Origin of the sequence: Sediminibacillus sp. JSM 1682029 (genome assembly GCF_041366435.1) — a bacterium.
Taxonomy (GTDB): domain Bacteria; phylum Bacillota; class Bacilli; order Bacillales; family Amphibacillaceae; genus Sediminibacillus; species Sediminibacillus terrae.
The window spans coordinates 194,758-208,827 of sequence record NZ_JBEWYY010000005.1; the positions used below are offsets into that span (position 1 = coordinate 194,758).

Below are 14,070 nucleotides of genomic sequence, written 5' to 3' on the forward strand. Positions count from 1 at the left end.
CATCTGTGCTATTAGGTCCTCTTCCTATACTATATCATGAGCCTCTTTCGATATTTAAGGAGCAATTATTGGCAATCTGGTATTCAAGCAAACTGGAAGGAGGCTTTCGAACCCTTTTGAGAGGGCGTTATTTGCAATTTAACCGGTATTTCTTCTTTCAACTGAGGTACGTGTGAAATGATACCCAACAATCGGTTGCTTTGTTGCAATCCCTTCAAGCATTCTATCGCTTGCTCCAGTGACAATTCATCAAGCGTGCCAAATCCTTCATCAATAAATAATGTTTCTAACTGTACTCCTCCGGCATGGGCTTGAACCACATCTGCCATTCCAAGCGCCAGACTGAGAGCCGCCTTGAATCCTTCTCCTCCGGATAACGTCTTGACAGAGCGCTGCAAACCTGTGTGGTGATCGAGAACTTCCAGATCCAATCCGCTTTGTGCCCCCCGCTTGGCTATTTGATCACTTCGAATCAATTGATAACGATGGTCCGTCATTTGGTCAAAACGAATGTTTGCCTGTAAAAGAATTTCATCCAGAAATGCCGACAATACATACCGTTCAAACGATAGACGTAAATGATTTTCCCCACGGGCCAAGTCAGCTAATTCTCCGATATCGTAATATTGGTTCGCTTTCATTTGTTTTTCTTCCAGCAATTCAAGCATCGACTTTCTTATTTGTTCATATCCCTTCAAAGTCAGTTTCAAATTTTGTATGTTCTGATTGACCTCCTCCAGCTTTTGCGAACGCTCCCGGACTGTTGCTTCCAATTCTTCGATATCTGGTTTTTCCTGCCCGTCTAATTGTTTGTTGATGGTTTGGAGACGTTCCTCGACGGTATGTTTTTGTTTGTTGAATTCCTCGATTTCTTTCCGGAGTTTTAAACTGTCGTCCTCTGTAATTCTGGCAGATTGATAGGCTTCCAAAGAAGTAAAATGGCTGTGCTCGATTTTTTCCTCTAAGTCTGCTTGTTCAGCAGCAAGTTTTTGCTCCGTATCTTTTGCAAAGAAACGCTGTTGCTCGATTATTGTATTCATTTCTTGCAGCTTTTCTTTTCCATTTTGATACCTGGTTTGGATGTTTTCCCATCTCTCCAGCCATTCTGACAAGTATTTCTCTCTGTTGTTCACCTTCTCCTCAATGACTGAGGGATCCTGGTCTTCCTCTGTGAGTTGCTGTTTAGCTTGTTCTACCTGCGTTTTGATCCGCATCCATGACTCTGTGATGCTTTCTTTTGACTGTTTGAATTCTTCCATCTCTGCTTCCAGCTGTCGGAGTTTTTTTGTCAATTTCTCCGACTGTCGACTGGCTTGTTCAATCTTCTCTATTTCTTTGTGAAGAAGGTCCATCTTGCTTTTCTCGTCAAGAACGGTTTGCTTCCAGCTTGTCAAAAGAGTCTTGATTGCCTGTTGTTCCAGCGTATCGATGGTGTCCTTGAATTCCGCATGGTTCTGATCCACTAACGATCTTTGAGCTTGTCCATCCGATTTCACCTGTATATAGTACTTCTGCCAATCTTCAAATTCCTTTTTAGCGGTTTCAAGTTGCTCTCTCTTTTCCTCCAAGGTATGATCGGAAATCTCCTCTGTTTTACCTATCGCAGGATTAGGATGCCGTTCCGAACCGCATACCGGACAAGCGCAGCCTTCTTTCAAATGCTGCGCCAGTAATAACGCTTGATTGTTCGCTTGTTTTGCTTCGAGTTCATTTATCTTTGTTTGCAGCTGCTCAATGAATTCCTGTTTTTCGTTATATTTCCGGTGGACTTGTTGAAACTGGTGGCGAAGTTCTTGAAGCTTTTCAAATTGCTTGAGCAAGTCCTCCAACTTTTTAGTTTGTTCTTCTGCTTTTTTTGCTCTTTGCTCTGCTTGATAATAGTTTTTTGTTTTTTCATGATGCCGTTGTCCATGATCCTGCAACTTTTCCAGTTGGTGGCGGATTTTTTCCCTGTCGCCCATTATCCGCTTAATGTTTGTTTCTGCAGCTTGTTTCTGTTGCTCAGCTTGCTTTTCGTCCTGTTTAAGCTTGACAAGCTGCTTAGCCTGTTCCAATTGCTTTTTTGCCGTATCCAATTGTTCTTGCAGTTGTTTCCGTTCTTTCTCTTTGTCCAACTCCGCTTCATATTCAGCTTCCACTGATCGGAACCATTCCTGTGTTTCTTCCTTTTTCGCTTTCTGATTGTTCAGTCTGGCAATTTGGTTTTCCCATTCTTTTCTGCGCCTGTTTACCTGCTCTTCGAATGGGATGATTTTAGCTGCTGCTTCCGCCAATGTGAGTTTTTCTTGCTTTTTAGTTATAGAAGATTGCAGGTCTTTCAGCCTGGCTGAAGTTTCTTTCAATTGATCAAATTCCGCAAACAATTCCGAAAGCTGCTTCCCTTTGTAATACGTCTCCTGAGCCGCATTCAATGCATTCTTTTCTTTGCCCAACTGTTCTTCTTCGCTTTTCAGGTCCTCGCGTGCTTCGTGAATCTCGCCGCTTAATTTTTCCAAAATCATTTCAACGGAGTCTGCTTCTTCCGTTTCACTCTTCCTCCACTGTATTTTTACAGCTTCCTGTTCCAATCGTTCTTCAAGCTGTTCGATAGACTCTCGCAGCTGTTTGGATTGTTTCTTCAATTCCTCGGTGATTTGTGCGTAAAAGTACGTATGAAAAATCTTTTGCAAAATTTCTTCTCGTTCCTTACTGTTTTCAGAAATAAGCCTTCGAAATTCCCCTTGAGGAATCATGATCATTTTTCGGAATTGCTCATAATCCAAACCCAGCTGTTCTTCGAGCATTTCGTTTACATCTTTTATTTTTGAAGCCGCCAATACTGTCTTTCCATCATTTATTTCATATAATTCCGCTCTCGCGGGGTCTTCTGTGAACCCGTCTCCCCGTTCTTTACGTTTCTTTTGTTTTGGAAATCGATTTACTTGATACGTTTTCCCCCTCAAAGCAAATTCAAAGCTTACTTCGGTTGGCTGATCGATTTCCGCAAAATGACTGCGGAGGGAGTCATGGTCTCTATCATTACCGCTCGCCCTCCCGTAAAGTGCATAACAAATAGCATCGAAGATAGTCGTCTTCCCAGCTCCGGTCGGGCCGGTAATCAAAAATATCGATTCATTGCCAATCTCCTGAAAATCGATCATTTGAGTTTCCTTATAAGGACCAAAAGCTGTCATCGATAATTTCTTTGCGCGCATGTTACTTCCCCCTTTCCTGATCCATCAACAGTTGGACAACGTGATTCATTTGCTCCTTGCGTGCATCCGGTATAGTTTCGCCTTTCATCTCCCGATAGAACGATTCAAATAGTTCCGTGTGGGACATTTTTTGTTTTTGACGGATTTTGTTCAAGTCATTCAGCTGCATCTGAGATGTCAAAACCTGGCGTTCCAGGCGGAGGATGTTCGGATATCGTTTTCTTAATTTACCCATCGGATCGACCAGCTGGCCATCATCCAAAAGTCGGATATGCAGGTAATCTTCTTCAGGAAAATCTTTGTTTCCTTCCATTAGTTCATCAAAATAGCCTTCCACCACCCGCATATCCCTTTTCGGTTTGAGTGGAAGGTACTGTCTATCCACGATTCCCTCTTTATCCATCTCCAAAAGAGTGATCGACTTTTTCTGATTTGCTTCGGAAAAAGAGTATTTAAGCAATGATCCACTATAGCGGATGTTATCGTCTGTAACCCGCTGAGGCTGATGTAGGTGACCGAGCGCCACATAAGCGAATTTTTTGAATAAACCGGCATCGATATAGGGACTTCCGCCAATCATGGACAACCGTTCTTCCGATTCGGACTCCATGCCGCCTGCTAAAAAGGCATGTCCGATGAACACATGCCGTTCTTCCATGTCATGCCTGCTTTCAATGTGGTCAACAACCGCTTCCATCGCTTTCTGATGGCTTTGGATGCTATCATCTTGAAAATAATCCCGGGCATCGGCTGGTTCTATATAAGGGATCAAATGAAAATGAATCGGACCATGTTCGTCCTGTAAGGTAACAGGATCTAATGCCCCTCTTAGTTTCGTTTCAATAAACAACTGCTGGGAACGGAATATACTGCTGCCGAAATCGAGTCTATCTGGGCTGTCATGATTGCCTGACACTGCCAAAACAGGTGTTTTCAACTCTGTGATAATGGTAGTCAATACCCTGTTCAATAATTCGACAGCTTCCTTGGGTGGAACGGAGCGGTCATATAAATCTCCAGCAATAATCACCACGTCCGGTTTTTCTGTTCGTATCATCTCTATCATTCTATCAAGCATATAAGCTTGATCTTCTGTCATATGCACACTATTCACAATTTTACCCAAATGCCAATCAGCGGTATGTAATATTTTCACGTGTATCCCTCCATAGTTGTCATTTTAGCATGTTCTTGTCAGCCAGGCATGCGAAAAATTTGCTTTTGTCGACGAAAAAAAGCCCTGTTTAGCAGGGCTTTTAGTAACAATCAACCTTCATTGATCAAATAATCTTCCCATAGCCTGTCGAAGACTTGGGTCGCTTCCGTAAACGGAATATTCCATTCTAAATAGCGGCTGACTTCGTCATAAGAGGTAGATTGTTTTGGAAAATCGTGAGCCTCGAACATCCAGTCGGCCAGGCGGCGTTCATCAGTCTTCGGTCCGGAGCCGCGGTACCGCATCATATAATGATAAAAGGAACGCAATCCTGTCACCTCCATTCCCGTTAATCGGATTGATCCTCGTTGTCCATGAATGCATCGTGCTTCCTTTGCCTTTTGCGATAAGTAAAAGCGGAAAGGAAAATGCTGATTTCATATAATACAATTAGTGGGACCGCTACGACAATTTGTAAAACAAAATCAGGCGGCGAAATCATCGTACCGATAATAACCAGGATCAAATATGCGTATTTTCTCGTCTTCCTCATAAAATCCGGCGTCAAAATCCCGAGACTGGTCAAAAACATCGTAATAATCGGGATCTCGAACAAAACAGCAAATGGCAGTGTTACCCGCAGTAAAAAACGAAAATATTTGTCTACTGTGAATATCTCATTGAACATTCCTTCGTTTAGCGACAACAAAAACGGTAGTATCAAATCAATAAATACATAATAACCGAAAGCGAGCCCGCCGATGAACAACAAAAAAGTTGCCGGTATATAAGATAAAGAAACTTTTCTTTCTTTCGGCGTAAGTCCAGGACGCACAAAAAGCCACGCTTGAAGGCAAAAAAACGGAATCGTGCCGACGACCGCCACCACCGAAGCCATGGTGAAATATATCCAGATAATTTCCCCTGGACTGATTACATTCAAAGTGAAATCAAGGTCCTTGACAAAAAAGCCGTAAATATCACGGACGAACACAAAACCGACAACAAAAAAAGCAACAAAAACCACCGCTGTCCAAATCAATCGTTTGCGTAGTTCCGTTAAATGATCTGTCATATTCATTTCTTTTTCATAACCAGCTGAACCGGACAAAAAACAGCCCCCTTTCTCAAAAAGAAGATGTAAGGAACTTGTCCCTACACCTTCATCGCACGGAAACCGGCGATTCTACACCTATCCATTTTCTGGTTTCAGAAAAAAGAGAAGCACTCATACCTTATCAGTTACTACTTTTGATTCTCTTCCACTTTTTTAGGATCATCATCCGAGATGATATCCCTGGTGGCTTTTTTGAATTCTCTCAAAGAGCTGCCCACCGCCTTGCCGATTTCCGGAAGTTTGGAAGGGCCGAAAACGATCAGCGCAATTACCAAAATGAGTATTAGCCCTGGAAAACCAATATTACTGAACATATGGAATCACTCCATTTCTTATTTTCTCTCACCGTTGTCTGAAGAATCTTTTTTTGTATTTTCTTCGAAAGGTTCGGTTAAGTCTTTGGTGGAATTCTTGAATTCTTTTAACGTCTGCCCGGTTGCTTTTCCTATTTCCGGAAGTTTTTTCGGTCCGAAAATGATCAAAACGATGATCAAAATCAAAATCAACCCGGGTATGCCGATGCTCGTCAACATCTATCATCACCTACTCATTGTAAATTAACCTATTTGCGACTGTCATCTCTTCTCCAATCAATACGTTTAACTTTTCACGTACATCTTACCACTTTTTTCTCTGCCTGTCCTCCACCGACGCCGATTTCACTTCATTTTATCGGATTGAAATACAATTGGAGCTTGTTTGTCACGCTCATTCCGGTCGAACTGAAGGAAATAGTAGTCATATGGATTGCGTTCATTTCTTTCCCCTTGCACTTTTTTTGACAGTTTCCAGTCCCTTTCGTCATACGCAGGAAAAAAGGTGTCTCCAGGAAACGTTTCGTCTATGAAAGTCATGTACATCCGGTCGGCAAAGGGCAATATCTGACGGAATATTTCGCTTCCGCCTATTACAAATAGTTCAATTTCAGGCTCTTTTTCACTCCATGTGAGAATTTCCTCAACAGAGTGAAGGATAAGGCAGCCATCCGCCTGAAAACTTCGATCCTTTGTCAAAATGACATTTTCGCGGTTAGGAAGGGGGCCGACCATGGATGTGAACGTTTTTCTCCCCATGATAATCGTGTTGCCGGTGGTCATCTGTTTAAAAAACTTCAAATCATTCGGCAGCCTCCAAGGTAAATCGTTTTGATATCCTATCACTCGATTCCGGTCCATAGCGTAAAGAAGTGAAATCATCCTGTCCTTCCTCCCGTTCTATACCGCCACTGGTGCTTTTATCGGCGGATGTGACTCATAGTTTTTTATTTGCAAGTCTTCCATCTCTACATCGAAAATGGAACCCGCTTCCGGATTGATTTCTAGTTCCGGGAACTGGTAAGGAGTGCGTGCCAATTGCGTGTTTACTTGCTCGATATGATTGCTGTAGATATGGGCATCACCAAGTGTATGGATGAATTCTCCTGCTTCCAGCCCGCATTCAAACGCAATCAAGTGCGTCAAGAGAGCATAACTGGCGATATTGAAAGGCACGCCTAAGAAGATGTCGCCGCTTCGCTGATAAAGCTGGCAGGACAGTTTCCCGTCCGCAACATAAAATTGAAACATAGTGTGACACGGAGGCAGCGCCATATTCCCGGGCACATCCTCCGGGTTCCAAGCCGTCACGATGTGCCGTCTGGAATCGGGGTTGTTTTTGATTGCTTCTATCACTTGTTTTAGTTGATCAATCGTTTCTCCTCTGGAGGTTGTCCAGGCACGCCACTGACGTCCATAAACCGATCCTAAATCGCCATATTTCGCTGCAAAGGCATCATCTGTTAAAATTTTTTGTTTGAAAGAGTCCATTTGCTCGTTGTATATGGCACGGAATTGTTCATCCTGTTGACTTCGATGCCCGAAATCCCTCATGTCAGGTCCCTGGTAGTCATCGCTTTCAACCCATGTTTTAAAAGCCCATTCATTCCAGATATTGTTGTTATGCTCCAACAGGTAACGGATATTCGTGTCCCCTTTGATGAACCACAAAAGTTCACTGGCAATGAGGCGGAAGGGGACGCGCTTTGTCGTAAGCAAAGGAAAGCCTTCCTTCAAATCAAAACGCATTTGGTGACCAAACACCGAAAAAGTCCCTGTATTGGTTCTGTCCTGTTTTTTGTTCCCTTTTTCCAACACTGTTTTACATAAATCCAGATAAGCTAGTTCTCCATTATTCATCTATAACAAATTCCTTTCATCAATTGAAATAATATGGTGGGATCGAAGAGGAATCCAATTGCTTTAACCTAGTAAAAAAACGATAAGTCTTCGGCGCTTTTTCCGAAACCGTCTGCTTTGAAGCTTTACCTGCATAATAATAAGCAAACACTTCGGAAAAATATTCGGAAGGATATGTAAGAAAATAATCGTCACCAGGAAACAGCTTGGCTGCTTCTTCCTTCCAATTTTGCTCCATTTGCTCCGCCAGTCGAGGCACCGTGCCCAGCAATCGATAAATGGTGTGTCCTGTTTCATGCAATTCCAAGTTGAATGCCCCATGACCATTCCCCGGCAGGCTGGCACCTATTTTGGCAGACACGAGCCATCCTCCCCCGGCACCCGGAACTTCTTCCCACGTTGTATCCTGTCGCCATCCCCTCGGTTGCTTCCATTTCAAATGGTAAAGCAACGGTTCATCTGTCAACCGGCCTTCAAACAAACGAACCTTTACCTGCTGTGCAGCCATAAGCTGCAGCAGACTCCGATCAATATGATTGAGCCTTGTCACCATTCTTGTCACAGCAGCAGGATTCTCCGGGCTTTCTGGCACAACGACGATTTCATCGAGCAAATCATAATTGTCCAGCTTCTCAAGCATCCGGATATAATCACTTCCGTTCGCCTTGTTTAGCGTTATTCCGTGAAATGGGCTGGTGATATCGATAAACGGAAAAATCAAAAAAATAAAAATGACTAAAGCAGGTTTTGTAAGTCGGTTTATTCGTCCCATATTTAGTGATCAGGATGATCACTCTCCGACGATCATGCTTTCATCATAAGTGGTAACTCTATTTTAACATATTACAATTGTATTTCGATTACGAATTACAATCATATTCCCGTCCATTCTACATACATCTTGTTAAGAGCACAAATCGGAAAGGGGTTTTGGCATGCTTACTGAAGCAAGTGTTCAACATGTCGTCAAGCATTCAATGTCTTATGGTTTTGTGCTGACCCAGCCATTTGCCTTTTATGTAGACGCATATCCGGTTTTAGAAAATGAAATGATAAAAGAATCCAATACACTCTATTATGGACAGCATAATCAATCCGTGAAAATTTTACAGCATAAATTATCCAATCTCTCGTTTTTTTCTCAGCCAATCGACGGGGATTTCGGTATATATACCGAATATGCCCTGAAAAAATTTCAAAAAGAATATGATTTGATGGTCTCAGGGAGAGCAGACAAACAGACGGTAGAGAAATTGATCGTAGAAGAAAGAAACGAACAGCTGGCACCTTTAAGAGAAATTGACGCCGCCCTTTATCCTGGAGAAACCGGCAAAGATATCAAAAAAATCCAAAATGCCCTTCACTACTTCGGTTACTATGAAATGGAAGTGGATGGAATTTTCGGTCCGATGACAGCCCAAGCGTTGCTTGCTTTCCAAAAAGATAACGGAGTGGCACCTAAGGAAAGAATCGACAAAACCACCATCGATGCATTTTTTGCTAAAGAGAAAGAAACGGCAAAGGAAGTTTTGCCGGCCCATGCCAAACCAGAGCCCGAACAAACAGCTCATTCTGCTACAGAGAGAAAGGATACAGCAGAACAGAAGGAAACAATTCCTAAACCGGCCAAAAAACCATCAGTAGCTGCCGAACCTGCAGCCGTCATTCAGACTGCGAAGCAATTGGTCGGCTCCCCGTATGCCTGGGGAGGAACATCCCCGGACGGTTTCGATTGCAGCGGTTTGATTCAATATATTTATCAAACTTATGGAATCAAACTTCCGCGGACCGTCAATGAATTATGGAATGTTAGTAAACCAGTCGATTCTCCCTCGGTAGGCGATTTTGTTTTTTTTCAAACGTATAAACAAGGGCCGTCACACATGGGAATATATGTCGGCGACAATCAATTCATTCATGCCGGCGAATCACGCGGTGTCGAAATAAGTGACATGGATAATCCCTACTGGAACCCTCGTTATCTCGGCGCAAAACGTATAAACATACAACCTTGACAGCCGTCTTTTTTAAAATAGAAGCAGGATGGACCCCGACTAGATGCTGTCCAGCTACAGCGTCTGCGCCCTTCATGCTTAAGGCAATCCACCGTGTGGCCGTTACTTCCGCTCCGAGGCTCTGCTTAAGCATGAAGGGGGCGCTTCCCTTTCTCTTATTATCATAATATCATTACTATAATAGTCGCTTAGAAGGGCCCACGCCTGGCATCCCATTCCAGATAGAATTGACGCAGAAATCCTTCCATGAACCGATGGCGCTCCTCGGCAATCCTTGCTGCAGCCTCGGTATTCATTAAATCCTTCAATAACAATAATTTTTCATAAAAATGCTGGATGGTTGTCTGGTCATTCCCTTCTTCATGGATCAGCCGGCCGCGCGCTCCCCCAAAAGCAAAAGCTCTGGCTATTCCAATTGCTCCGATTGCGTCAAGTCTGTCTGCATCCTGGACAATCTTTCCCTCCAGCGTTTCTGGTTGCTTATGGCCGTCTCGAAAAGAAACATCAGCGATAGCTTTGTCAATCGCCCTCCACTCTTCCTCCCTGATCCCAATATCCTGTATAAACTGGACAAGTTCCTGCTTGGCAGCTCCCTGGTCGCACGTTAATTTGGCATCCGTTATATCGTGGAGCCAGCCAGCTGCTTCCGCAATCAGTTTGTCTGCATTTTCCAGAACTGCAAGCTCACATGCCATAAGGGCGACCCTTCTCATGTGTGCATAATCATGGCCGGTCCCCTCCTTGCAGAATTTTTCATAGACATATGTTTCAATTTGATGCAACTGTACAGAATTCACATATACCCACCCTTCCGCTAGAAGTTAAAAAAGTCAAGCTGACGAGGATTTAATTGTTCGTATTTAATACCCAACAGTTCAATCAGCTGCCTTGCATTATCGGCTGCATCCCCACCAGAGTTGTTGTTAAACAGTACAGTTATTTGCTTCGTTTTTTCGGCGAGATTTTCAATATGCCGCTTCCATTCAGCCAGCTCTTGCTCGTTGTATCGATACAAGAATCGGACGGCACGCCAGTCGCTTCTCCCATTTCGGTTCCAACCATGGACATTCCTCCCATGAAAACGAATCAAGGTTTTGTCGGGATTAGTCGGTTCCAAAATGGTCGGTACTGATGCTTCCCCGGCCTGCGGCTCATCGCAAATGGTATGTATCCACCCTTCCTCTCGCATGAAACTCAAGGTGTTTGCGCGATACTTGTCACTAAACCAGGAACGATTTCGGAACTCCAGCGCAAGTGGCAAATCGGGCAGCAATTCTTTTATTTTCCGAAGTTTGGCGATATGTTCTTTGCTGACATCGAACCAAGGCGGAAACTGAAACAGCAAGGCATTCAGCTTGCCTGCATTAATTACGGGCTCGATGGATTCCCGATAACCCTCGAATAATTCCTTTGCTTCCTGAACACTTATTGGTTGGCGGTCGTGACCGGTCATGCGCTGGTAAGCTTTTATTACAAAAGAGAAGCCTTCTGGTGTATCCTTCACCCATTTGCGATAATTACGCTGGGGCTGAATTGCATAAAATGCAGAGTCTACTTCTACAACCGGGAAATGGGAAGCATACACAGCAAGCTTATCCTGCTGATGTATCTTATCGGGATACAACGATTCATGGTCCCCCCATCCAGTCACTCCTATATTGATCGACATTTTCTTCTCCCTCCGCTGTAGTTGGTTACATTTATGGTAGTACACATTCGGTTTATTATCTACCGCGACCCATTCTGGACAGCATCTCCCCGTCAGGCGAATTGTCGATAAATTGTACCTTGACAAACAGCGTCCGCCATGCCTGATTTCCTTGACTAGTTTTAAAATATGCGCTATATTTGATTCAGGCAAACAAGGTGGGAGAGCTATCCTGACAGATGTTGCTTACTTCATTTTCATGGGGTGGATTCCATCTTTTTGTAAAATTTCCACGTTTGACGTGCAGGTTTTTAGGAGGATTAATTTACATGCAAAATGGTGTAGTAAAATGGTTCAATGCAGAAAAAGGTTATGGTTTTATCCAGCTAGAGGATGGAAATGACGTGTTTGTCCATTACTCTGCTATCCAAGAGGAAGGCTTCAAGACATTAGAAGAAGGCCAAGAAGTAACTTTCGAAGTTGTCGAAGGCGAACGCGGACCTCAAGCTGCTAATGTAACAAAACAATAAATTTTAATAATTCCAACGGTGATCCCGGCGATCACCGTTTTTTTACTACCTGCATACTTGGGTGCCAGACTCCTCGGACTCCTTTGCAGGATCGTAAGAAGCCGATTGCATAATCGTCCGCTTGGCAGTATAATATATTTTTGTTGCTTTTATGCACGCGGTTCGCAATCTCCCGCGTTATCAAAACTAAGGAGGATAAGTGATGCAAAACGAATTGTTATGGATTTTATTCGCACTGATAAACTTTTGCATGTTGCTTGTTGTTTATCGTATTTTCGGAAAACCCGGGTTATTTGTCTGGATCGGGATGTCTACCGTAGTAGCCAATATCCAAGTCGTCAAAACGGTCGAACTCTTTGGCCTTACGGCGACACTTGGCAATATCATTTACGGGACAGCCTTTCTGGCTACCGACATACTGAACGAAAAATATGGGAAACGAGATGCGAAGAAAGCCGTCTGGATGGGATTTTTCACATTGATCGCCATGACCATCATGATGCAGGTGGCTCTACTGTTTAAGCCGGGTGTGGATGACATCGCTCAAGCTGCGATGGAAACCCTTTTCGGTCTGGCTCCAAAAATTGCTGCCGGAAGTTTAGCGGCTTATATAATCAGTCAATACTTCGATGTATGGATTTACGCACAACTGAAACGCCTTTTCCCGGGTTCAAGGTACCTTTGGCTGCGTAACAACGGCAGTACGATGGTCAGTCAACTGCTGGACAGTGCTGTCTTTTGCGGAATTGCCTTTTTCGGCGAGTATCCTATCGGGGTATGGATGGAAATTTTCTTCACTACGTATATAATCAAGTTCATCGTAGCAGCTATCGATACACCGTTCTTATATTGGGCGAAACGCATGCATGGCAATCATGCAGTCGAGGAAGCAGAATAGGCTGGGCACGGACTTTTTTCTTTGTAGTCAGTATCTGTGGCGTCGGGCATTAACTTTTCAACTGATGCTTCCACGCGCTTGAGAATATAGAAAAAGTTTGAAATAAAGAGGCGCAAACCCAGAAGGGGAACTGTGCCTCTTTGTTACAGAAAGGAGGAAAAGAATTGATCGAAGTTTATACCGATGGAGCCGCAAGCGGCGACCCGGGGTTGAGCGGAGCAGGTATTTTTATAAAAGACGGCAAGAAAACCTATGAATATAAAATCCCGCTAGGCTCCATGTCCAACCACCAAGCTGAATTCCAAGCCGTCATAAAGGGATTGGAAGTATGCCGGGACAACTTCCGGGATGAGATACTTTCCTTCCGTTCAGATTCCAAGCTAGTCGTCGACGTAATTGAAAAAGATTTTACAAAAAATCAAACTTTCCTGCCGTACTTACAAGAAATAAGAAATCAGGTAGAAGCTTTCCCCCACTTTTTTATTAAATGGATTCCCGAAAAGCAAAATAAACATGCAGACAAGCTGGCACGCCAAGCTATCCACCTTAATTAGAGACAGGCAGACTCCAGAAAAGTAAGTGCATAAACAAACTACTGACTCGGTTGCCTTCAATACTAAAGAGACAAGGAATTTCATGTCATAAATAAGAAGGAACAAGCCTGTCTCCTTAAGGCTTGTCCCCCCCTCGAAAGGCGCTTTCTTTCCACCCGCAGTACTAATTATTACAATTGCTATCCATCCTCCTCCACAATCGGACGAGAAAATCTAAAGCAGCTTCTAGTTATAAAATTCTAAGGAAGTCACTGTATTAAAAGGCAATTGTGCTCCATGCAACCGAAAACCGATAAGTTCATCGAACTGTTTTAAACGACAACATGATTAGCATATCGTACAAAAAGCACATCTCTCCGGACGGACCCTTCTAAAAGCCCGGCTTCTCAACGTTTTCTTTATTTACAGAAAATCCTTTTTCCCTAAGCAGCCGATCTGCTTGACTGTATGTTTTAACTCGTTCACCTGCCAAAAGTTCCAAAACGCTTAGAAAGAAGCTGCCATCAAAGTGAAGCTGGAATTGCAAGGTCACTTTCAATGCTTTGATTGTCATCCAATCCGGAGCATTGGTCGTGTTTTTTCCTAAGTAAATAAAGTGAATGTCTTTATCTGACAATTTAAATCCTTGCGACCATAAGTCTTCTATAAAGTATCCCAACGGATGCCTTTTTTCTAACTCCTTTGCCATTTTCATCACTCCTGCTAACGTTGCTCCCTGAAAAAATCACTTACCCAGTGTAACATGTTTCGTTAAGCTCATTATACAGAACACTTGTTCCGTTGT

Annotated in this window: 16 protein-coding genes; 4 read left to right on the plus strand and 12 right to left on the minus strand. The window is 43.3% G+C overall.

The features are described from left to right. Positions 1 to 83: 83 nt before the first annotated feature. From ABVF09_RS10650 to ABVF09_RS10690, 9 genes are all read right to left on the minus strand, one after another. Positions 84 to 3,194, minus strand: coding sequence for an AAA family ATPase (locus ABVF09_RS10650; RefSeq protein WP_371069182.1), 3,111 nt, complete (start codon positions 3,192 to 3,194; stop codon positions 84 to 86). Position 3,195: 1 nt separating this feature from the next. After that, positions 3,196 to 4,350, minus strand: a complete 1,155-nt coding sequence (locus ABVF09_RS10655) for an exonuclease SbcCD subunit D (protein WP_371069183.1) — start codon at positions 4,348 to 4,350, stop codon at positions 3,196 to 3,198. 110 nt (positions 4,351 to 4,460) lie between these two features. Next, positions 4,461 to 4,679 carry a YozE family protein gene (locus ABVF09_RS10660; protein WP_026570178.1) on the minus strand — a complete coding sequence of 73 codons (219 nt, stop codon included), beginning with the start codon at positions 4,677 to 4,679 and terminating at the stop codon, positions 4,461 to 4,463. Between the two features lie 20 nt (positions 4,680 to 4,699). Beyond that, positions 4,700 to 5,431, minus strand: coding sequence for a twin-arginine translocase subunit TatC (gene tatC / locus ABVF09_RS10665; RefSeq protein WP_051382111.1), 732 nt, complete (start codon positions 5,429 to 5,431; stop codon positions 4,700 to 4,702). A gap of 164 nt (positions 5,432 to 5,595) precedes the next feature. Further along, complete coding sequence (locus tag ABVF09_RS10670; protein WP_026570176.1) at positions 5,596 to 5,781, minus strand: twin-arginine translocase TatA/TatE family subunit; 186 nt, start codon at positions 5,779 to 5,781, stop codon at positions 5,596 to 5,598. Positions 5,782 to 5,799: 18 nt separating this feature from the next. Continuing rightward, positions 5,800 to 6,000: a twin-arginine translocase TatA/TatE family subunit gene (gene tatA / locus ABVF09_RS10675; RefSeq protein WP_026570175.1), complete on the minus strand. Its 201-nt coding sequence runs from the start codon at positions 5,998 to 6,000 to the stop codon at positions 5,800 to 5,802. Between the two features lie 126 nt (positions 6,001 to 6,126). After that, a complete protein-coding gene (locus ABVF09_RS10680) occupies positions 6,127 to 6,663 on the minus strand; it encodes a dihydrofolate reductase (RefSeq protein ID WP_371069184.1) in 537 nt (178 codons plus the stop codon). An 18-nt stretch (positions 6,664 to 6,681) separates the two neighbouring features. Next, positions 6,682 to 7,641 carry a thymidylate synthase gene (locus ABVF09_RS10685; RefSeq protein ID WP_026771274.1) on the minus strand — a complete coding sequence of 320 codons (960 nt, stop codon included), beginning with the start codon at positions 7,639 to 7,641 and terminating at the stop codon, positions 6,682 to 6,684. Between the two features lie 19 nt (positions 7,642 to 7,660). Then, a complete protein-coding gene (locus tag ABVF09_RS10690) occupies positions 7,661 to 8,413 on the minus strand; it encodes an anthrax toxin lethal factor-related metalloendopeptidase (RefSeq protein WP_371069185.1) in 753 nt (250 codons plus the stop codon). 163 nt (positions 8,414 to 8,576) lie between these two features. Between ABVF09_RS10690 and ABVF09_RS10695 the strand changes: the two genes are divergently transcribed. Then, positions 8,577 to 9,656: a C40 family peptidase gene (locus ABVF09_RS10695; protein WP_026771273.1), complete on the plus strand. Its 1,080-nt coding sequence runs from the start codon at positions 8,577 to 8,579 to the stop codon at positions 9,654 to 9,656. Positions 9,657 to 9,844: 188 nt separating this feature from the next. On the opposite strand, the gene ABVF09_RS10700 is transcribed toward ABVF09_RS10695, so the two are convergent. Both ABVF09_RS10700 and ABVF09_RS10705 read right to left on the minus strand, forming a co-directional pair. Further along, entirely contained in the window at positions 9,845 to 10,453 is a 609-nt protein-coding gene (locus ABVF09_RS10700) for an HD domain-containing protein (protein ID WP_237648620.1), read from the minus strand. 17 nt (positions 10,454 to 10,470) lie between these two features. Beyond that, positions 10,471 to 11,325: a DUF72 domain-containing protein gene (locus tag ABVF09_RS10705; protein ID WP_153462689.1), complete on the minus strand. Its 855-nt coding sequence runs from the start codon at positions 11,323 to 11,325 to the stop codon at positions 10,471 to 10,473. A gap of 308 nt (positions 11,326 to 11,633) precedes the next feature. On the opposite strand from ABVF09_RS10705, the gene ABVF09_RS10710 reads away from it, so the two are divergent. The 3 genes from ABVF09_RS10710 (at position 11,634) to ABVF09_RS10720 (ending at position 13,286) form a co-directional block, all read left to right on the plus strand. Continuing rightward, positions 11,634 to 11,834, plus strand: a complete 201-nt coding sequence (locus ABVF09_RS10710; RefSeq protein WP_026570171.1) for a cold-shock protein — start codon at positions 11,634 to 11,636, stop codon at positions 11,832 to 11,834. Between the two features lie 202 nt (positions 11,835 to 12,036). Beyond that, positions 12,037 to 12,732 carry a queuosine precursor transporter gene (locus ABVF09_RS10715; protein ID WP_026570170.1) on the plus strand — a complete coding sequence of 232 codons (696 nt, stop codon included), beginning with the start codon at positions 12,037 to 12,039 and terminating at the stop codon, positions 12,730 to 12,732. A 164-nt stretch (positions 12,733 to 12,896) separates the two neighbouring features. Next, on the plus strand, positions 12,897 to 13,286 hold the full coding sequence (locus tag ABVF09_RS10720) for a ribonuclease HI family protein (RefSeq protein WP_153462691.1): 390 nt from the start codon (positions 12,897 to 12,899) through the stop codon (positions 13,284 to 13,286). A gap of 370 nt (positions 13,287 to 13,656) precedes the next feature. Here ABVF09_RS10720 and ABVF09_RS10725 read toward each other — a convergent pair whose 3' ends face one another. Continuing rightward, positions 13,657 to 13,974, minus strand: a complete 318-nt coding sequence (locus tag ABVF09_RS10725) for a DUF6123 family protein (protein WP_037329022.1) — start codon at positions 13,972 to 13,974, stop codon at positions 13,657 to 13,659. Positions 13,975 to 14,070 lie beyond the last annotated feature (96 nt).